Raw genomic sequence first — 19,512 nt, forward strand, 5'->3', positions numbered from 1 at the left:
CGGGCAAGTCTCGCCCACCCCGCCTCGCGGCCGGACGGCGCCCCCGCGGTCGGCCCATCCGAGTACTCCCGTCGGCGTACGCGCACGGCCCTCCGCGCTCATACGGTGTTGTGGGTGACGACTCTCGACCGCCTCACCGGCCGGCTGCGCGGCCTCTCGCCCAGGTCCGTGGATTTCCTCGTCGTGGCCGTGGTCGCGTGGTTCACGGGCCTCGACGCCGCGTCGAACGACCCGGACTACCGGCAGGCGGACTGGCTCACCTGGCTGCTGCTCGCCATCTCGCTCCTCGCCCTGGTGTGGCGGCGGCGGTGGCCGGTGGCGGTCACGGTGGTGACGGGGGCGGCGTGCGCGGGCTGGGCGCTGTACGGGCACATCGGGGAACTGCTGAACCTCCCGGTGATCGTCGCGCTGTACACGGTCGCCGTACAAGGGGACCGGCGGCGCACGCTGTGGACCGGTCTGATCGCCTCCTTCACATCGGGCGCGATCGCACTGTGGGTCGGCAACGACGTGGTGAACCCGCAAGGGCTCGCGGTGCTGGAGATGCTGTGGCCGCTCGTCCCGCTCCTGCTGGGCGAAGTCGTGCGAACCCGACGGCAGTTGCAGACCGAGTACGCCGATCGGGCCGCCCGCGCGGAAGAGGACCGGGAGCGTGAGGCAACCCGGCGGGTGCACGAGGAACGCCTGCGGATCGCCCGCGACCTGCACGATGTCGTCGCGCATACAGTCACGGCGATGACCGTGCAGGCCGGCGTGGCACTGGACGCGTTCGACGTACGGCCCGAGGTGGCCCGGCACGCCATGCGGCAGGTGCGCGCGGCGGGCAAGGAGGCGGTCCGGGAGCTGCGGGCCACCGTCACCGTCCTGCGCGAGCCGGAGGGGGACCCGGTGGATCCGGTGCCCGGGATCGAGCGGCTCGCCGAGCTGGTCGACCGGTTCGCGGGCGGCACACTGGCGATCACACTCCGGCAGGAAAACCTTTCGGGCGGGGTGCGGCCGGTGGTGGGACTGGCCGCGTACCGGATCGTTCAGGAAGCTCTGACGAACGTCGTCAAACACTCCGGGGCCCGGCATGCCGTGGTTTCGGTCGTCGAGGACGGCGACCGGCTCATGGTCGAGGTCGTCGACGACGGCCCGTCAACCACTCCGTCGGCCTCCGGTGGCTTCGGGCTGGTCGGAATGCGGGAGCGCGCCGCGGCAGCCGGCGGCAGGATCGACTGCGGGCCCCTGGCCGGCGGCGGCTTCCGGGTACGGGCCGAACTCCCGGCCCGCGGCGGCGACGGCGGGAACAACGGAGGGAGCGATCGTGACGGTGCGCGTGGTGCTCGCGGATGACCAGACCGTCGTACGGGCGGGATTTCGGGCCCTGCTGGACCTGACCGACGACCTGGTCGTGGTCGCGGAGGCCGCCGACGGGCTCCAGGCCGTGGAGGTGGTGCGGCTGACCCGGCCCGACGTCGTCCTCATGGACGTCCGCATGCCAGGCGCCGACGGCATCGAGGCCACCCGCCGGATCGCCGCCGACCCCGCCCTCGACGGTGTCCGGGTGGTCATGCTCACCACGTACCGGGTCGACGCCTACGTCTTCGAGGCACTGCGACACGGGGCAGCCGGCTTCCTGCTCAAGGACCTCGAACCGGACGAGCTGCGCGCGGCGATCCGCACGGTCGCCGCCGGGCAGAGCCTCCTCGCCCCGGCCGTCACCCGATCGGTGGTGGAGGAGTTCGCCCGGCTCAAGGGCCCGGAGGCGACGGGCGCCGACCGGCTGGCCGTGCTCACCGAGCGGGAGCGCGAGGTGATGGCGCTGGTCGCGGGCGGACTGAGCAACGAAGAGATCGGGCGAGCACTGCTCATGAGCCCGCTGACCGCGAAGACCCACGTGTCCCGGGCGATGACCAAACTCGGGGCACGGGACCGCGCCCAACTGGTGGTGCTGGCGTACGAGACGGGACTGGTCAGGGCGGGGGAGGGCTGAGCGACCCGGCCAAGGGGCCGTGAGCTACTCCCGTGGGAGTAGCCGTCGACTCCCGGAGGCGGATGTCCGAATCTGCATGGCTTCCTACCGTCGACGGCATGATCGAAGCACGCGACCTCACGAAACGCTACGGCGACCGGTGCGCCGTCGACGGGCTGACGTTCACGGTCCGCCCCGGTCGGGTGACCGGCTTCCTCGGCCCCAACGGCGCCGGCAAATCCACCACCCTGCGGCTCGTCCTCGGCCTCGACGCACCGACCTCGGGCACCGTCACCGTGGCGGGGCGGCCGTACGCCGAGCTGCCCGCGCCCCTGCGCACGGTCGGCTCGCTGCTCGACGCCAAAGGCGTCCACGGCGGCCGCACCGCCCACCAGCACCTGACGGGCCTTGCGGCGAGCAACCGCCTCCCGCGGAGCCGCGTCGGCGACGTCCTCGACCGCACCGGGCTCACCGAGGTCGCCCACCACAGAGTCAAGGGCTTCTCGCTCGGCATGAGCCAGCGGCTCGGCATCGCCGCCGCACTGCTCGGCGACCCGCAGGTGCTGATCCTCGACGAGCCGGTCAACGGCCTGGACACCGAGGGCATCCGCTGGATCCGCACACTGCTCAAATCCCTGGCCGCACAAGGCCGTACGGTCTTCCTCTCCAGTCATCTGATGAGCGAGATGGAGCTGACCGCCGACCACCTGGTCGTCATCGGACGAGGGAGACTGCTCGCCGACACGACCGTGCGCGACTTCATCGAGACCAACTCCCGCGCCCATACGCTCGTCCGCTCCCCGGAACCGGAAAGGCTGCGCGAGCTGCTCCAGGCCAAGGGGGCGACCGTACGGCCGGAGTCCCGCGGCGGCTGGCGCGTGGACGGCCTCGACGCCCCGGTCATCGGCGACCTGGCCCGTGACCACGGACTCGCGGTCCACGAACTCACCCCCGCCCACTCCTCGTTGGAGGAGGTCTACACGGCCCTCTCCGAGGACTCGGCCGAGTACCGGACACCACCGGAGGCGAACCGATGACCACCCTCACGCATGCCCGAGCCGGTCTCCCGCAGGCGCTCGCCCATGAGTGGATCAAGTTCCGCAGCGTGCGCTCCCTGGTGTGGACGACCGTCGCGGCCACCGTCGTCCCCGTGCTGGGCGCGGTGTTCGTCGCGGCGACGGGAAGTCTGCAACCGGACGACACCGTGTTCGGCGCAGGCCTCACCCTCTCGGTCCCGGCCCAGATGCTCGTCGCGGTCGTCGGCGCGCTGGTCATCACCGGCGAGTACGGCAGCGGCACCATCCGCACCACCTTCGGCGCCACCCCACGCCGGGCCACCGTCCTGGCCGCAAAGGCGGCACTGCTCGCGAGCCTGACCTACGTGTCGGCACTGGTCTCCTGCTCGCTCGCCTACGTCGTCGGCGACGCGCTGCTCGACCACGGCAGGTACGCCCAAGGCGAGCCCCTGCCCGCCCTGTTCGGCATCGCGGATTCCTTCGCACTGGCCGCACTGCTGGGCCTGGCGGTCGGCACCCTCGTACGCCATTCCGCGGCCGCCGTCACAGCCGTCCTCGGAGTCCTCCTCCTGCCTTCGCTTCTCGGCCCGCTCTTCGGCGACGCCCAGCGCTGGATCGCCGGCACCTCCCCGACGGCCACCCTCCAGAAGCTCACCCAGACCTCGGACGCGACCGCGGAAACGGTCGGCAGCCTCGGCCCCTGGCCATCCCTGCTCCTCGTCGCCATCTGCACGGCCGCCCTGCTCCTGCTCGCGGCCCTGACACTGCGCAGGAGGGACGCATGACACGCCACCCCACGCCCGAGAGGACCTCGGCCATGCCGTGGTCCACCCCTGAGAAGGCCTCGGTCATGCCCTGGAGTCCCGCCCGCCTACGCCTGCTCATCGCCCTGGTCGTCGGCGACCTCCTCCTGCTGATCGGGGTCTCGGCCACGGACGCTGACCCTGCCGATTCCGCAGCGCGCGGCGCCCGGGTCACCGCGGAGAAGAAGGTGGGCGAGCGCCTGGTCGACCTGACGGTCGACTCACCGGCCCTCGGCCGCGCCGCCACGGTCCGGTTGCTGACCCCGGACGGCTGGCAGGATCGACAGCCGGGCGAGAGCTGGCCGACGCTCTACCTGCTGGTCGGAGGCGACGGCAACCACAAAGCCTGGACCGAGGACTACGACGCCCGCCTGCGCGAGCTGCCGCAACTGCGGAACGTGCTGGTCGTGATGCCGGAGATGCCGCTGTTCGGCTTCTACACCGACTGGTTCAACGGCGGCCGGGGCGGCCCGCCGGCCGTCGAGACCTTCCACCTCGAAGAAGTACGCCCACTCCTTGAGCGACACTACGGAGCCGGCACCCGTCGTGCGGCCGCGGGGGAGTCTCAAGGCGGATTCGGCGCCCTCTCCTACTCCGCGCGCCACCCGGGGATGTTCCGCGCCGCCGCGAGCTACAGCGGCTTCGTGCACCCGAGCCGGCATCCGCACGCGATCCGGGCCGCGATGACCTACCTCGGACTGGACTGGAAGGCCGTATGGGGCGACCCGGTCGCACAGCGGGCCAACTGGCACGCCCACGACCCCTACTACCTCGCCGACCGGCTCCGCACCACACCCGTGTACCTCGCCGGCGGCGACGGCACGCTCGGCGCCCTGGACCCGCCGGGCACGGAACCGGACCCGGAGATCCCGGGCCTGGAGGACCCGGCCGACCCGTTCCCGAAGGACGTCATCTCCCCGACCGAGACGATCATGGCACGCGAGTCGCGAGCCCTGGCCATCCGCCTGACCGCACTCGGCACGCCCCTGACGACGCACTTCTACGCGGGCACGCACTCACCGCCGTACTGGGCCCGTGAGTTCCGGCGCTCGCTGCCGATGCTGTTGCGCGCCTTGGAGGCGTGATGCCCGTGTTCCCACGGTCGCCCAACGCGGGGCCCCGCCGGTCCGAACCGGCGGGGCCCCGTGCCGTGTGCTAGCTGCTGGGCACCTTGTCCTCGAACGTGGTGCCGGCCGTGCGGTAGGCGCTGATCTTCGCGGCGACCTGGGCCGGGGTCAGGACCTGGTCCTTGACGTGGAGGACGTAGTCGACCTGTTCGTCGTAGGACCGTGCGGTGGTGCTGGTCTGGCCCGCGAGGTCGATCAGCCACTGGTTGAAGTTGATCGACATGGGGCGCTCGGGCAGGTAGGCGGCGTCATGGGTGCCGAAGAGCTGACCGTCGACGTAGTACTTGATGCTGCTGTTGTCGATGGTGAGCACCAGGTCGTGCCAGCCCGCGTAGCTCTGCCGGGACTCGGTGTGCTGGTTGACGGCCTGCCAGGGGTCGGGGTTGTAGGTCTCCCAGGATGTCGTGTAGAGGATGTTGGCCGGCTCGCCCCAGCCGCCGTTGGGCAGGTACTCGAAGTCGTACTCCGCGTAGTCGTCGGCCATGGGCGCCTTGAGGTCGTTGATGGTGAAGAACGTCTGGACGAGGTGGTCGCCGTCGGGCCCCGACAGAGGCGTGTCGGCGAACTTGACCCGGGCGGCGTAGGTGCCGTTCTTGAACTTCGTCGCCTTGGTGAGGACTTCGGTGTGCTTGGTGCTCTCGGCCGTGCCGGCGGTCGAGGTCCGCAGGTTCATGATCGAGTTGCCGCCGGAGCCGGCGAATGTGACGTTCTCGGGGGCCCATGTGGCGCCGGGCACCCCCGGTCCGCCGGAGTTGGCTCGCACGTTCCAGCCGTTCGCCGAGATCTTCGGGTCGCTGTAGCTGGTGTAGTTGAAGTCGTCGAACAGGCTCTGTCCGCCCGCCGGAGGATCGGTGGGCGGGTCGGTGGGGGGATCCGTCGGGTCGTTGCCCGCGGGGGCCGTCCCCCAGACCGTGCTGCCGGACACCTGGGCGGTGACCTTCGACCAGTCCGCGTACGACGTCTGCGACGGGCCGAAGGAGTAGTCGTCGCCCTGGTTGAGCGTCTGCCAGTCCGCCCGGTGGAAGCGCAGCTGCATGTCTCCGGTGTCGGCGCCGGGAGCGAGGGTGCCCGCCCCGGCGGTGAAGCCGATGTCCAGGTAACGGTCCGCGGTGGCGGTGGGATTGGCCAGGGTGCCGAAGGTGCCGGTGATGTTGGCGCAGCCCTTGACCGCCCAGGAGCAGGCGAAGCGGTAGGCGGTGCCGGCCGAGTCGGCCTTGAAGTAGTAGCGCACCTTGACGGAGCTGAGCGGCAGGGTGCTGGAGCCGGTGTTCCGGACCTTCAGCCACGGTTCGGCCTGGTCCGCGGTGACGCCGGTGGCGCTGGTCCGGTACTGGACCGTCACGTCGTCGGTCGCGGCGCTGGCGGTGCCGGTCAGGGCGGTGAGGCCGACGGTGCCCGTGGCCATGGCCACGGAGGCGGCCGCGGCGATACGCAGCCTGCTCGGAGCGGTTCGGGACTTCATGCGATTCCTTCCAACACGGGATGTGGGGTTCGTCGTGCTTGGGGGATCAGGGGTGGCGGCTGACCTCGAGGGCGTCGAGGCGCGGGACGTGCCGGTCCAGGCGGGAGCGGAAGTCCGTCCACTGCGTGGGGCCGCACCACGCGAGGTCCGCCAGGGCGGACAGACGGGGAAAGGTGAGGTATTCGAGGCGGTCCGGGGTCGCGGCGTACTCGGTCCACAGCTGGGCCTGCGTGCCCAGGACGCGGGCGGCGGCCTCGGGGGACGCCCCTTCGGGGACGGGATCGTGGGCGTGTACGCCGCGCAGTGCCACGACGGCTCCGGGTTGCGCCGGGTGTTCCTGGGGGCCGGCGCTCTGCGGGTAGTCGAAGTAGGTGGCGCGGTGGTGGGAGTTGATGACGTCGTGGCCGCGTTCGGCGGCGGCAAGGGCATGCGCGGGGTCGCGCCAGGCCATCACGGTGAAGTCGTCGGGGAGTTCGGTGCCGGTTTCGGCCCAGCCGACCGGGCGTCGTCCGTTTCGGGTGAGGAATGCTCCGACGCGGCCGAGGAACCAGCCGTGCAGTGCGGCAGGACTGCTCAGTCCCGATTCCCGGGCGCGCGCTCTGGCTTCCGGGCTCTCCTCCCACTCGACGGTGGGGCATTCGTCCCCGCCGATGTGGATGTAGGGGGAGGGGAAGACGTCCATGACCTCTTCCAGCACGGTGCGGCAGAAGTCGAAGACGTCCTCGTGAACCCCGAGGAGGTTGTCGCAGACTCCCCACCTGGTCCACACGTCCAGCACCCGGTCGGGTCGGTTGCCGAGGTGCGGATATGCGGCCAGGGCTGCGCGGACGTGGCCCGGCATTTCGATCTCGGGCATCACGGTGATGCCTCGCGCTGCCGCGTACCGCACCAGGTCGGCCAACTCGGCGTGGGTGTAGGCGCCGCCGTGCGGCACGCCGTCGTGGTCGTCGCTGCCGGCGCGGATCATGGACTGGGCGCGGTGGGAGCCGATCTCGGTGAGCTTGGGGAAGGCCGCGACCGGCATGCGCCAGCCCTGGTCGTCGGTCAGATGCAGATGGAAGACGTTGATCTTGTGCAGGGCCAGGAGATCGACGTAGCGGCGCAGGTACGACACCGGCTGGAAGTGCCGGGCCACGTCGAGCATGGCTCCGCGCCAGGGGTGCCGGGGGACGTCTGTGATCTCCACGCAGGGCAGTGACCAGCGCACCCCGCGCTGCGGTGACGCCGCCAGGGCCTGCGGGGGCAGGAGCTGACGGATCGTCTGCACGCCCCGCAGCAGGCCGGTGGTCTGTGCGGCGCGCAGCAGCACGGAGTGCGGTCCGACCGTCAGCCCGTATCCCTCGCTGCCGAGTCCGGTCAGGGCCGGGTCGAGGGCCAGGACGACGGCCGCGTCCTCGGCGGAGCGCAGCGGCAGGCCGGTGGCGGGGGCGAGCAGGGTGCGCAGCAGCTGGGCGGCGGGTTCGGCACCGCTGCTGATGCGCAGGCAGGTGTCGGGGCCGAGGGTGAAGTGGCCGGCTCTGGCATGGGCCTTGGTGGGGCGGGGGAGCAGGGAGAAGGTCACCGGCGGGGGTGCGGGCACAGCTGTCTCCGGGGGGTCGGGGTGCGGGACAGGACGTCTCTGGGGGGCGAGTGCAGGTCAGGAGTCTCCGGGGCGGATGCGGGGCCGGACGGGAGTGTCAGCCCTTGATGGCGCCGGCGGCGAAGCCGGCCGTCACATGGCGCTGGAGCAGCAGGAACACGGCCAGCGCGGGGAGGGCGAAGAGCGTGGAGGCGGCCATGGTGGCGCCCCAGTCCGTGCCGAAGACGTTCTGGAAGGACGACAGCCACACGGGCAGGGTGCGGCTGTCCTGGTGCTTGATGATCAGGAAGTTGGCATAGGTGAACTCGTTCCAGGCGGTGATGTAGCCGAACAGCGAGGTGGCCATCAGCCCGGGGGCGAGCAGCGGGAACGCGATGTGCCGGAAGGCGCTCAGCCGCGTACAGCCGTCGACCTGTGCCGCCTCCTCCAGTTCCGGCGGGATGGCGGCGATGAACCCGCGCAGCACCACGATGGTGAACGGCAGCGTCATCATGAAGTAGACCAGCGTCAGGGTGGGCAGCCGGTCGAGCATGTCGGTGTCGCGGGAGATGATGTACACCGGGATGATCAGCGCCTCCCAGGGCGCCATCTGCGCGATGAAGACCATCAGCATGAACTGCCGTCTGCCGCGCCACCGCATCCGCGCCACGGCGAACGACGCACCCAGTGCGACGAGCAGGGAGAGCAGGACGGCGGCCAGGGTCACGAAGATGCTGTTGCGCCAGAACAGCCCGAACCCGTCGGCGTCGACAGCGGCACGGAAGTGGTCCAACGTCCATGTCCGGGGCAGTAGTTGGGGACTGTCGGACTGGATGTCCCGGTTGGGCTTGAACGCGGTCGCGACCATCCAGTAGACGGGGAAGAGACACACCACGACGATCACTGCGGCGGCGATGTGCAGCGGCATGCGCCGAAGCCGCAGGCGTGCCGTGCTCACGGTGACGCCTCGCGGGACGCTCATAGGGCCTCGCCCTCCTGGCGGAACATCTGGCGGAAGTAGAAGACGAGCACGCCGGCCAGCATCAGCACGGTGACCATCGAGGCCGCCGAGCCGAGGTCGTAGCGCTGGCTCGACAGAGCGGTCTGCACGGCGTAGACGGGCAGGATGGTGGTGGCGTCGCCGGGGCCGCCGTTGGTCATCACCCAGATCTGCACGAACGCCTTGAAGGTCCAGATGACCTCCAGCGAGAACACCAGCATGAAGATCGGCCGGATGATGGGGAACGTGATGGCGCGGAAGATGCGCCGCGCCGAGGCGCCGTCGATGCGTGCCGACTCGTACAGCTCCGTCGGCACGGTGACCAGCGCCGAGTACAGGGTGATGGCAGCGAACGGCACCGACTGCCAGACGATCAGTACGACCAGGATCGTGAAGGCGGCCGTACCGTGGGCGAACCAGGGATAGCGGTCGAAGGACGTGAACCCCAGCTGCTGCAAGGCCCAGTTGACGATGCCGAACTCCGAGTGGAACAGCCACTGGAAGACCGTCGTGGCGGCGATCACCGGCATGGCCCAGGTCAGTACGAGCGCACTGAGCACGGCGATACGGCCCACCCGGCCCAGCCGCTCGATCACCAGGGCGACCAGGGTGGCGAGCAGCATGATCAGGCTGACGTTCACGGCCATGAAGAGGAACGTGCGGCGTACGACCTGCCAGAACTGGGCGTCCGTGAGCAGCGTCTCGTAGTTCCGCAGACCCACGAACCGGGCGTCGCCCTGGATGAGTTGACGCAGCTGGAAGTCCTGGAGCGAAATCAGCACCGTGCGGACCAGGGGGTACGCCAGCAGATACAGCATGCCCAGGATCGCCGGGGCGATCAGCAGATAGGGCCAGACTCCGCTACCGACGGGCCCGCCCCCGCCCCCGCGGCCCGGCCGGGGGAGCGGGGCGGCGGGTGGCGCGTCGGCTTCACGGACTACCGTCACGATGTCCTCTCCTCTCGGTGTACGGCGCGCACGGGTCGCTGCGTGCTGTGCGGCACGGTCGCGAGCGCACTGTTCGCTTCGTGCTGTGTGCGACACGGGCGCGCCGGACGCGACGTCGACGACGGCTCAGGACCCTGACGCCATGGCCGCGGTGATCGACGCGGACGCCTTCTCGGCCTCGGCCTGGGCATCCGCGCCGGCGAGCACGGCGGTCATGTAGTCCTTGATGGGGTTCTTCGCCTCTACGGCGGCCCAGCCGGGAGTGTTGGGCGTCGCCCTGCCGACGGCGGCACCCACGGCCATCGCGGAGGCACCCGGGTCGGCGGCGACCGCGTCGGCCAGGGTCGTCTTGTTCGGCACGTAGCTCATGGCGGCGGCGAGCTTGCGCTGCCAGTCGTCGCCGGTGAGTTCCTTGATGAACGTGAAAGCGGCGTCCGGCTTGCCCGACGCCGCCGGGATGACGAGGTCGGAACCGCCGATGAACACCGAGCCGGGCCGTTCGGCGGTCTTGCCGGGGATCGGGAAGAAGCCGAGCTTGCCCTTGAGGTCGGGATTGCTCGCTACGACGACATTGGCGCCGCCGGGCGTCGAAATGACCTGCGCCACCTGCCCCTTGGCCATCACCTCGGCCTGCGGCGGCTGCGCCTCGTCGGCGTCCTTGGGGCCTTCACCGAGAGCCTGGAGCCGCTCGTAGAACTCCATCCCGCGTACGGCCTCCGGGCTGTCGAGCGCGCCCTTCCAGCTGTCGCCCGACCCCGTGGCGAGGTCGCCGCCCTCGTCCCAGATGAACCCGGCCAGCGCGTACCACATCTGCCCCGGCAGGTAGATGCCCTGAGTCCCGCCCTTGTTGAGCTTCTCGGTCGCGGCGATCCACTGATCCCGGGTCTTGATGGCAGCGGCGTCGACACCGGCCTTCTTGAACAGATCGGTCCGGTAGATCACAACGCGGTTGGCCGCGTAGTACGGGATGCCGTACTGCTTGCCCTCGTACGCCCCCGGCTCGGCGAGCCCCTTGAGCCAGTCGCCGCCCCCGAGCTCGTCGACCTTGTCGCTGAGGTCGAGCAGTCCGCCGCTCTGCGCGAACTGGGCGACCTGGGTGTTGCCAGTCTCGATGACGTCCGGGGCGTCATTGCTCGCGAGCGCGGCGGTCACCTTCTCGCCGATCCCGTCCCACTCCTGGATCTGCACCTTCACGTCGATGTCCGGGTGGGCCTTCTCGAAGCCCGCGACGAACTCCTTCTGGAACTGCGCCGAGACGCTGTCGCGCATCAGCCAGACATCGATCGTCGTCCGGCCGTCGGCCGAATCGCCCGACGACCCCGAATCAGCGCCGCAGCCACTGAGGCCGCCGGCGAGCACCAGCGCGGAAACACCAGCAAGCATGCGGAGCTTCACAGTTCACCCCTGAGAGGAAAACGCCACGCCACCTGACCAGTTCGACGACTGGTCAGGTGACCTCTTGTTGGTCGATGAAGGTGGCATAGACCAATCGAGGCGTCAACCCTCCACGCTGGCTTGGGTTTTGGTTGCATGATTCACACGGAACAGTGCCCTGCTGCACGGTTGATGGCTACACTCCACCTGACCAGTACTCGACCAGTGGTAAGAAGTGGCGAGAGCTGGTCAGGTGAAGTCACGAACGGGTGGGGCGGGAGCAGCAGCATGAACGCTGGCGAGTCGGGGACGGTTCTCAAGCGAGAACGCGTCCGGGACCACATCCTCGAACTCATGGAATCGCTCAACCCCGGAGACGCCATCCCGTCCGAGCGCTCCCTGTGCGCCGCGCTGCACGTGTCCAGGCCGACTCTGCGCGCAGCCGTCGATGAACTGGTCGCCGCGGGACTCCTCGTGCGTGAGCACGGCCGAGGCATGTTCGTGGCACCGGAGAAGATCACACAGGAACTCGTGTCGGACCATCAGGCCATGGTGGTGCCCCGGGCATCCGGCGCCTGGACGAGCCGCCTGCTGGAGTTCACCACCATCGCCGCCGGCGCCCGAGTCGGCCGCAAACTGCACCTGTCACCCGCCGCCGACATCATCTACGTCGCGCGGCTACGGCTCGTCGACGGCGTCCCCATGGCCATAGAGCATCTGCACATCCCCGCAAGCCTGGTCCCCGCGCTGACCGCGCAGGAACTGGAGGCGGGCGACCTCTACGAGCACCTCCACGACCGCCACGGGGTCCAGGTCAGCGAAGCCGTCCAGACGATCGAGCCCACCGTCGTCAGCCAGGCCGAGGCCAAGATCCTCGACGTGCCGCACCTGTCACCGGCGCTCCTCTTCGAACGCCTCACCACCGACACCGACGGACGGGCCGTCGAGTACGTCCACTCGATCTACCGCGGCGACCGCTACCGCATCGTCACCCGCCTGACCTTGGGCCTGCCGACGGGCGACGAGCGGACGACCCCGACGGAATCAATCCCGGGCATCCCGCCGGGCGCCTTTCCGCAGCGCGAGGCGGTCGTGCTCACAGCTCAGGGCGATGTCCACGCCGACCGGTGACGGCAGAGCCCCCGACCCGTCAGCGCCCTGCGGCCTCCCACCACGCCAGGTTGGCGGCTGCCTGGGCGACCGGTTCGATGATCTCCCAGCACTCGGCGACCAGCCCGCCGTCGATCCGCCAAATATCGACGACGACAATCTCGGGTCCACCATCGGGGAGCCGTCGCCGCGAGTGCAGCACGACGTGATCGCCGTCGGCCAGCAGGTGATGGACCTCGACCTGCATATCGGCGAGCGGGATGAGCGCCGCCTGTACGGCGGCGAGCCACTCCGCTTTGGTCGAGGACGTCGAGTCCGGCCGGTGATGGACGAAGCCGTCGCTCAGCAACGGTTCGAGCGTCTCGACGCTGCCCGTCTCAAGAAGTTCCGCCAGTGCCCGCTGAATCATGCTCTTGCTGTCTGTGGTCATGGACGCAGTGTTTTCCGTGCCGATGACGAATGTCGATGAAATCGCATTTCATGGCGCACGGCTCCAAAATGAGTAGCCTCGATGACCATGCAGACAGTCGGAGACCTTCTACGGCAGTGGCGACATCGCCGACGACTCAGCCAACTCGACCTCGCGATCGCCGCCGACGTCTCAGCTCGCCACGTCAGCCTGGTCGAGACGGGCAAGAGCAACCCGAGCGCCGAGATGGTCCTCCGCCTCGCTGACCAGCTAGACGTGCCGCTGCGTGAGCGAAACCGCCTGCTGCTCGCGGCCGGCTTCGCACCCCGGTACTCCGAGCGCCCACTCGGTGACGACGCCCTATCGGCCGCCCGGGATGCGGTCGCGAGGGTCCTTCGGGCACATGAGCCGTACCCCGCGGTGGCGTTCGACCGCCGATGGAACATCGTGATGACCAACCGCGCGGTCGAGCCGTTCTTCACCGACGTCCATCCCGACCTTCTCCGGCCCCCGATGAACCTGGTGAGACTGGGACTCGACCCACGCGGATTCGCCCCCTTGGTCGTCAACCTGCACGACGTACGTGCGATGTTCCGCTCCCGAATCAGACGCCAACTCGCCATTGCTCCCGACACCGAACTCAACGCGCTCTACGAAGAACTACTGGAACCCAACACCGAGGACACGCCTAAACGGTCGGTCGAATCCGATGTCGTGATCCCGATGATTCTTCGTTTCGACGGACGCGAACTCCGACTGTTCTCGACCATCACGACATTCGGCACTCCGATGGACATCACCCTGGACGAGGTCGCGATCGAGTCGTACTACCCGGCGGATGCCGAGACCGCGGCCTACTTCGAGGAGTCCAACAGCGACGTGCGAGCTGCGGCTTACCCGGCGCTCACTGAACGATCGGTGCGAGCTTCGATCGGAACTGCCGCAGAAGCGCGGGCTGTTCGGTGATGCGCAGGCCGGGGATCAGGTGAGCGTCGCGCACCGTGCGCGCCAGTGTCTGCCCGACGTGGTCCCAATGGCTGCGGGTGTACGTCCGGCGTGGCACCGCCAGTCGCAGCAGTTCGTAGGGCGCGCTGGTGAGCGGATTGCCGTGCTCGTCCTCCGTGCCCAGGTACAGGGAGCCGAGTTCCACGGAGCGGATGCCGCCCTCCAGGTAGAGCCGGCAGGCCAGGGCCTGGCCGGGGAATTGGTGCGGCGGGATGTGCGGCAGGAGTCGGCCCGCGTTGAGGTAGAGGGCATGCAGACCCGGCGGCTCGACGATGTCGACGCCCGCAGAGCGCACGACCTGCGCCAGGTAGGCGGTGTCGTCGGCCCGGGCGCGCAGATACCCCGGTTCGGTGGCCTCGGTGAGGCCCTGGGCGACCATGTCCAGGTCGCGGCCGGCCAGTCCGCCGTATGTGGGAAAGCCTTCCGTGGCGATGAGCAGCAGTTCGCAGCGCCGGGCGAGTTCGGCGTTGTTCAGTCCGAGGAAGCCGCCGATGTGGGCGATGCCGTCCTTCTTGGCGCTCATCGCGCAGCCGTCGGCGAGCCTGAACGCCTCCTCGGCGACCTGGCGCGGGCTGTGGTCGCGGTACGCGGCCTCCCGCTGGGTGACCAGCCAGGCGTTCTCCGCGAACCGTGCCGCGTCCAGGATCAGGGGCACGCCGCGCTCCCGGCAGAGCGACGAGGTCAGCGTCAGGTTGGCCATGGACACCGGCTGGCCACCGCCACCGTTGTTGGTGATCGTCATGATCACCGCGGCGACCCGTGAACCGTCCGGTCCGTCCAGGACGGCCTTCAGACGAGCGGTGTCGATGTTCCCCTTGAACGGCTCTGTGCTGTCCAGATCCCGCGCCTCGGGACAGGGCAGGTCCCACGCCTCGCCCCCGCTCAGGGCGACGTTGGCTCGCAGGGTGTCGAAGTGCGTGTTGCTCAGGAAGATCTTGCCGGGCCCGAGGAGGGTCGAGGCCAGCAGCCGTTCCGCCGCGCGCCCTTGGTGCACCGGCAGAATGTGCGCGTAGCCGGTCAGCTCCCGGACGGTGTCGTGGAAGCGGTGGAAGGAGCGTGACCCGGCGTACGACTCGTCCCCCTCCATCCCTGCGGCCAGTTGAGCGGCTGACAGGGCGCCGGTCCCCGAGTCGGTGAGCAGGTCGACGGTGACTTCGTCGGCCCGCAGGTCGAAGAGGTTGTAGTGGACTCGGGCGAGCGCGGCCTGCCGCTGCTCGCGGGTGGTGACGGGGATCGGCTCGACAACCTTGATCCGGTACGGCTCCACGGTCGGTTTCCCTTCGGGACATGCGACATGCGACATGAGACATGCGTAGGTGCGCGGGTCGGGTACGGGCTCAGCTGATGCGGTCCGCGGCGCGGCGGCTGTCTGCCGGGCTTGAGGGTCCGGCGTCCTCCCGCGGCGGGAACACGCGGTACGCCTCGGGGGAGAGGTAGACGGTGATCCGCGGTGCCTGCCGGCCCGCCTGGACAAGGCTCAGGTACGGGATGAGGCCCACCCCCGCGCTCAGCCGCCGAGTGGTGAGCGCGGCGAGGGCACGGTCGAGCGGGGCGTTGTGAATCCCGTAGTGCCGCAGGAGTTCTACGGCGTGGTCGCGTGCCGCCCGGTCGTCGCGGACGTAGGCGCGGACGGGCACGTAGAGGCTGTGCCCGGTGGGACGGTCGGCGGCCGTGTCGGTGAACGAGTAGCAGGAGATGAGCGGAAGTTGGCTGAAGGGCTCGTCCCCGCCGATCCGGCGGCACAGCTCCGCGACACGTTCGGGAGACGCCCCGGGCGCGAGCCGGGTCGCGTCCGTCGCGTCGGCGGCCGTGGCGTGATGGTGGGCGACGTAGACCTTCACCCGCGGCTCGGCCCACGGGCCCACGTCCAGGGCGAAGAACATGAAGGTGGCCCGCTCGGGGAAGCGCGGGCGGAGGTAGCTCCGTACGGACTCGTAGGCCCGTCCGTGACCGAGTCTGGTCATGGCCTCGCCGACGGTCTCCATGCTCCGCTCGGCTCCCCGCGAGCCCGCGTTGAGGTACACCTTGAGCCCCGGGGGCCCGCTCGGCCGCAGCTCCAGGGCGCTCCACAGGGTCAGCGGCCCGTGCGGCGCCGGCGGGAGGAAGAGGTCGCTCACGCGTGTCAACTCGTCGAGGCGATAACCCCATTGCGCCGCCAGCCGTCCTACGGCCGCCCATGCCGCGCAGGCGTTGTCCGGCAGCGCCCGGGCGGCGCAGCCCGGCTCGACCAGCATGCGCAGCAGCGGGGGCCCGTCGGCAGGGAATGTCAGCGAGAACTCGACCGGCGTGTGATCGTCCGACACGAACGACGGTGAGGCCGGAGGGTCCGTCAGCGGCCGGTCGGCGGCCGGACCCAACAGATCGGTCAGCACCCGCTGGTGGGCGGTCCGCCGCTGCGCGTCGATGCCGACCAGATCGCACAGCCGTCCAAGCTGCCCGGCGGTGAAAGCGCCCAGCCGGTCCGGCTCGGAACGCTCCGCGGTCGCCGCCTCCGGCCTTTCGGTTCCCCGCAGCGGGCCGAACCCCGGGGCCCCTGTGCCCGCAGCCCGCTCAGTCGGTCCGGCACACGGTTCCGTGTACGCGTTCATACGTTCTCCCGATTCGGTAGTGCTCGCGGATCGGTGCGCGGGCAGGGCGCTACGCGGCCCACGCCGGCTTCCGATGGTTTTCCGGCCCTCGTCACGGGGCCCGGCACTTCCGTTTTTAGCCAGTTCCGGTTGTTCACGATCGGCGCGCTGGTGCTGAACAAACGCATGGTGAACAATCCGAATGACTCGGGGGAGGTACGTACAGGTGCCACGTGGAGAGCGTCCGCTGGCAGCGGACGGCGGACCATTGCTGGATTTCGCCGCGAAATTACGGAAGGTGCGGGAGGAAGCCGGCAGTCCCACCTACCGGGACCTCGCCAGGCGGGCGCACTATTCGATCGCGACACTCTCCGGAGCCGCATCGGGACGCCAACTGCCGACGCTGGCCGTCACCCTCGCCTACGTCCGTGCGTGCGGCGGTGACGAGGGCGAATGGGAGCGGATCTGGCGCAGGACGGCCGCCGAGTGCGCTTCCAATGCCGCCTCGGATCCGGACCAGGCCCGCGATTCGGCCTCTCCGCCCTATGTCGGGCTGGCGCCTTTCCAACAGTCCGATGCCGACACGTTCTTCGGCCGTGAGAACCTCACGAACAGACTGGTCGAACACCTGAGGAGAAAGAGGTTCCTAGTTCTGTTCGGGGCCTCGGGATCCGGAAAGTCCTCCGTGCTGCGCGCCGGAGTGCTTCCGAAATTCGCCGGAACCCCCGCCCTGATTCTCACTCCCGGCGCACGCCCATTGGAGGAGTGCGCGATCCAGCTCGCGGCCCGCGCTCACGTCAGCCCCGGGACCCTGCACGCCGAACTCGCGGCAGAACCACGCACACTGCACCGCGCGGTGCGGCAGATCCTGGCCGGCTCACCGATCCCGGCCCACGAACTCCTCGTCATCGTCGACCAGTTCGAGGAAGTGTTCACTCTCTGCCGCAGCACGGAGGAGCGCGACGCCTTCCTCGCAGCGCTCCTGCACGCCACCCAGACCCCCGACAGCAACTGTCGCGTCGCCCTCGCCGTACGGTCCGACTTCTACGCGCACTGCACCCGGCTCCCCGCTCTCGTCGAAGCCATGGTCGACGCCCACATCCCCGTCGGCCCGATGACCACCGACGAACTACGGTCGGCCATCGTCCGTCCCGCCACCCGCGCCGGACTGACCGTCGAGGGCGCCCTCCTCGCGACCCTCACAGCCGACGCCCACGGCCGACCCGGCGCACTGCCCCTACTCTCACACGCCCTCCTGGAGACCTGGCACCGCCGACGCGGCAACGCCCTCACCCTCGCCGCATTCCAGACAGCAGGCGGCTTCGAGGGCGCCCTCGCCCAGACCGCCGAAGCCTTCCACGCCGGCCTGAGCGACACCCAGCAGATGATCACCCGACGGCTCTTCGTGCGGCTCATTGCCTTGGGCGAGGGCACAGAGGACACCAAGCGCCGCGTAGCACGCCACGAACTCGACGACACCCCCGACACCGTGCTGGTTCTCGAACAGGCCACAAAGGCACGACTGTTGACCGTCGACCGCGATCACATCGAAATCACCCACGAGGCACTGATCCGCTGCTGGCCCCGGCTCGGCGGCTGGCTGAGCGAGAACCGCGATCAACTGCGCCTGCACCGCGCACTCACCGAGGCCACCACCGTCTGGCAGTCACTGGACCGCGACCCCGACACCGTCTACCGCGGAGTGCGTCTGGCCGCCGTGAAAGACCTCCCCAAGGACGCACTGACCTCACGGGAACGCGCCTTCCTCGACGCGAGCGAGAGGGCGGAGCAGGCGGAGGCCCTGCACGCACGCCACCGGGTCCGCCGCCGGCGCCGACTCGTCGCGGCCCTCGCCGTCCTCCTCGTCTGCGCCGTAACCGCCGTCGGATTCGCCGTACGCACCCAGCAGATCGTCGACGCGCAGCGCAATCACGTCCTCGCGCTCAAGGCGGTCGAGAACTCGATGGCGCTGCGGACCCGCGACAGCTCACTCGCCACCCAACTCGCCCTGGCCGCACACCAGGTGGAATCGACCCAGGCCACCCGCAACGGTCTCCTCAGCGTGCTGCCACGCACACTCACCGGACACGTCCGCGCAATGGCCGTCACCCTCGACGGCCGCACCCTGGCCACGGCGCACGACGACGCCGCCCTCCGGCTGTGGGACCTGACGGATCCCCATCACCCGGTCCATCTGGGCACCCACCACGACCACAACAAAGACGCCATCGCCATGGCCTTCAGCCCTCGCGGAAACACACTGATCGCCGTCGGCCGAGACAGGGCGATCCGGCTCTGGAACGTGACCGACTTCCGCAACCCGCGCCTTCTGTCGACGACGCGGACGCGCCACGCCGACATCGTCTTCTCGGTGGCCGTGAGCCCGGACGGCCAGACCGCCGCCACCGGCAGCTACGACGACACGATCCGCCTGTGGAACGTGAGCAACCCGGCCCGCCCCCGCCTCCTCGACGAACTGACCGGCCACTCCCGCAACGTCAAACCGGTCGCCTTCAGCCCCGACGGCACCACGCTGGCCTCCGGCTCCGACGACCGCAGCGTCCGCCTGTGGGACGTCGCCGACCCACGCCACGCGTCCACCATCGCCGTGCTCAAGGGCCATGACAACTTCGTCGACGCCCTCGCCTACACCCGGGACGGCCGTACCCTCCTCTCCGGCAGCGACGACCACACGGCATTCCTGTGGGACGTGTCCGACCCGCGCCACCACCGTCGGCTGGGCCGACTCGAAGGCCACACCGACGTGATCCCCTCAGCGGAGTTCACTCCTGACGGCCGCATGGTGGTCACGGCCGCACTGGACGGCACGGTACGTCTCTGGACAACGACCGACCGCTCGCGCCCCGCCGAACGGGCCTCACTGGCTGCCCTCTCCGGAGGGCTCGCGGCGGTACTCCCGCTCTCGGCCCACGGCACGATCGTCACACTGAGCAACGACCAGGCAGTCGAGATCTGGAACACCGACCCGAGCAGGGCACTCGCCCACGCCTGCGCGCATGTCCGCACCCCCATCAGCCGCGCCCAGTGGTCCCGCCACTTCCCCGGCCTCGACTACCGCCCGCCCTGCGCCGACCGCACATGAATCACCCTGCGGAGCACCGAGCACCCCACACGAACAGGCCAATCCCTCCCTTCTACTTATTTCGCAACGGCCCCTGA

General features: G+C 69.7%; 16 protein-coding genes. 8 read left to right on the top strand and 8 right to left on the bottom strand.

Features of this window, described 5'->3' with window-relative positions; all coding sequences use genetic code 11:
- The first annotated feature begins 114 nt into the window (after window positions 1-114).
- The 5 genes from CP983_RS43290 (at window position 115) to CP983_RS43310 (ending at window position 4,858) form a co-directional block, all read left to right on the top strand.
- Window positions 115-1,335 (top strand): sensor histidine kinase, encoded by a 1,221-nt coding sequence (locus CP983_RS43290; RefSeq protein WP_150506115.1) that lies wholly within the window; start codon window positions 115-117, stop codon window positions 1,333-1,335.
- On the top strand, window positions 1,307-1,975 hold the full coding sequence (locus CP983_RS43295) for a response regulator (protein ID WP_150506117.1): 669 nt from the start codon (window positions 1,307-1,309) through the stop codon (window positions 1,973-1,975). Before CP983_RS43290 ends, CP983_RS43295 begins: the two co-directional genes overlap by 29 nt.
- 98 nt (window positions 1,976-2,073) lie before the next feature.
- Window positions 2,074-2,991: an ABC transporter ATP-binding protein gene (locus tag CP983_RS43300; protein ID WP_150506119.1), complete on the top strand. Its 918-nt coding sequence runs from the start codon at window positions 2,074-2,076 to the stop codon at window positions 2,989-2,991.
- The gene (locus tag CP983_RS43305) at window positions 2,988-3,755 is read left to right on the top strand and encodes an ABC transporter permease (RefSeq protein ID WP_150506121.1); all 768 of its coding nucleotides are present in this window, start codon (window positions 2,988-2,990) and stop codon (window positions 3,753-3,755) included. Before CP983_RS43300 ends, CP983_RS43305 begins: the two co-directional genes overlap by 4 nt.
- Before the next feature lie 65 nt (window positions 3,756-3,820).
- On the top strand, window positions 3,821-4,858 hold the full coding sequence (locus CP983_RS43310) for an alpha/beta hydrolase (RefSeq protein ID WP_150507259.1): 1,038 nt from the start codon (window positions 3,821-3,823) through the stop codon (window positions 4,856-4,858).
- Window positions 4,859-4,928: 70 nt separating this feature from the next.
- Here the strand turns inward: CP983_RS43310 and CP983_RS43315 are convergent, their stop codons facing one another.
- The 5 genes from CP983_RS43315 to CP983_RS43335 form a co-directional block, all read right to left on the bottom strand.
- A complete protein-coding gene (locus CP983_RS43315; protein ID WP_150506123.1) occupies window positions 4,929-6,362 on the bottom strand; it encodes a cellulose binding domain-containing protein in 1,434 nt (477 codons plus the stop codon).
- Between the two features lie 46 nt (window positions 6,363-6,408).
- Window positions 6,409-7,941, bottom strand: a complete 1,533-nt coding sequence (locus CP983_RS43320; protein ID WP_150506125.1) for a beta-N-acetylhexosaminidase — start codon at window positions 7,939-7,941, stop codon at window positions 6,409-6,411.
- Window positions 7,942-8,038: 97 nt separating this feature from the next.
- Window positions 8,039-8,902: a carbohydrate ABC transporter permease gene (locus CP983_RS43325; RefSeq protein WP_150506127.1), complete on the bottom strand. Its 864-nt coding sequence runs from the start codon at window positions 8,900-8,902 to the stop codon at window positions 8,039-8,041.
- On the bottom strand, window positions 8,899-9,867 hold the full coding sequence (locus CP983_RS43330) for a carbohydrate ABC transporter permease (RefSeq protein WP_150506129.1): 969 nt from the start codon (window positions 9,865-9,867) through the stop codon (window positions 8,899-8,901). Before CP983_RS43330 ends, CP983_RS43325 begins: the two co-directional genes overlap by 4 nt.
- A gap of 126 nt (window positions 9,868-9,993) precedes the next feature.
- Window positions 9,994-11,262, bottom strand: a complete 1,269-nt coding sequence (locus tag CP983_RS43335) for an extracellular solute-binding protein (protein ID WP_150506131.1) — start codon at window positions 11,260-11,262, stop codon at window positions 9,994-9,996.
- A 267-nt stretch (window positions 11,263-11,529) separates the two neighbouring features.
- On the opposite strand from CP983_RS43335, the gene CP983_RS43340 reads away from it, so the two are divergent.
- Window positions 11,530-12,372, top strand: coding sequence for a GntR family transcriptional regulator (locus CP983_RS43340; protein WP_150506133.1), 843 nt, complete (start codon window positions 11,530-11,532; stop codon window positions 12,370-12,372).
- Between the two features lie 19 nt (window positions 12,373-12,391).
- Here CP983_RS43340 and CP983_RS43345 read toward each other — a convergent pair whose 3' ends face one another.
- Window positions 12,392-12,781 carry a nuclear transport factor 2 family protein gene (locus CP983_RS43345; RefSeq protein ID WP_150506135.1) on the bottom strand — a complete coding sequence of 130 codons (390 nt, stop codon included), beginning with the start codon at window positions 12,779-12,781 and terminating at the stop codon, window positions 12,392-12,394.
- 87 nt (window positions 12,782-12,868) lie between these two features.
- Here CP983_RS43345 and CP983_RS43350 point away from each other — a divergent pair, with 87 nt between their 5' ends.
- Window positions 12,869-13,726 carry a helix-turn-helix domain-containing protein gene (locus tag CP983_RS43350; RefSeq protein ID WP_150507261.1) on the top strand — a complete coding sequence of 286 codons (858 nt, stop codon included), beginning with the start codon at window positions 12,869-12,871 and terminating at the stop codon, window positions 13,724-13,726.
- Here the strand turns inward: CP983_RS43350 and CP983_RS43355 are convergent.
- Window positions 13,665-15,068 carry a tryptophanase gene (locus tag CP983_RS43355; protein WP_150506137.1) on the bottom strand — a complete coding sequence of 468 codons (1,404 nt, stop codon included), beginning with the start codon at window positions 15,066-15,068 and terminating at the stop codon, window positions 13,665-13,667. The two genes, CP983_RS43350 and CP983_RS43355, sit on opposite strands and share 62 nt — an antisense overlap.
- A gap of 34 nt (window positions 15,069-15,102) precedes the next feature.
- Window positions 15,103-16,353 (bottom strand): tryptophan dimethylallyltransferase family protein, encoded by a 1,251-nt coding sequence (locus CP983_RS43360; protein WP_150506139.1) that lies wholly within the window; start codon window positions 16,351-16,353, stop codon window positions 15,103-15,105.
- Between the two features lie 181 nt (window positions 16,354-16,534).
- Between CP983_RS43360 and CP983_RS43365 the strand changes: the two genes are divergently transcribed.
- On the top strand, window positions 16,535-19,435 hold the full coding sequence (locus CP983_RS43365) for an nSTAND1 domain-containing NTPase (RefSeq protein WP_373309846.1): 2,901 nt from the start codon (window positions 16,535-16,537) through the stop codon (window positions 19,433-19,435).
- The last annotated feature ends 77 nt before the right edge of the window (window positions 19,436-19,512 follow it).

This window comes from Streptomyces chartreusis (genome assembly GCF_008704715.1).
GTDB lineage: Bacteria > Actinomycetota > Actinomycetes > Streptomycetales > Streptomycetaceae > Streptomyces > Streptomyces chartreusis.

Bases quoted from the DNA above. Each gene is read 5' to 3' on its own strand.
- CP983_RS43325 (WP_150506127.1), bottom strand. From the start codon at position 8,902: ATGAGCGTCCCGCGAGGCGTCACCGTGAGCACGGCACGCCTGCGGCTT.
- CP983_RS43365 (WP_373309846.1), top strand. From the start codon at position 16,535: ATGACTCGGGGGAGGTACGTACAGGTGCCACGTGGAGAGCGTCCGCTG.
- CP983_RS43340 (WP_150506133.1), top strand. From the start codon at position 11,530: ATGAACGCTGGCGAGTCGGGGACGGTTCTCAAGCGAGAACGCGTCCGG.
- CP983_RS43345 (WP_150506135.1), bottom strand. From the start codon at position 12,781: ATGACCACAGACAGCAAGAGCATGATTCAGCGGGCACTGGCGGAACTT.
- CP983_RS43310 (WP_150507259.1), top strand. From the start codon at position 3,821: ATGCCCTGGAGTCCCGCCCGCCTACGCCTGCTCATCGCCCTGGTCGTC.
- CP983_RS43315 (WP_150506123.1), bottom strand. From the start codon at position 6,362: ATGAAGTCCCGAACCGCTCCGAGCAGGCTGCGTATCGCCGCGGCCGCC.
- CP983_RS43300 (WP_150506119.1), top strand. From the start codon at position 2,074: ATGATCGAAGCACGCGACCTCACGAAACGCTACGGCGACCGGTGCGCC.
- CP983_RS43305 (WP_150506121.1), top strand. From the start codon at position 2,988: ATGACCACCCTCACGCATGCCCGAGCCGGTCTCCCGCAGGCGCTCGCC.
- CP983_RS43350 (WP_150507261.1), top strand. From the start codon at position 12,869: ATGCAGACAGTCGGAGACCTTCTACGGCAGTGGCGACATCGCCGACGA.
- CP983_RS43355 (WP_150506137.1), bottom strand. From the start codon at position 15,068: ATGTCGCATGTCGCATGTCCCGAAGGGAAACCGACCGTGGAGCCGTAC.
- CP983_RS43360 (WP_150506139.1), bottom strand. From the start codon at position 16,353: ATGAACGCGTACACGGAACCGTGTGCCGGACCGACTGAGCGGGCTGCG.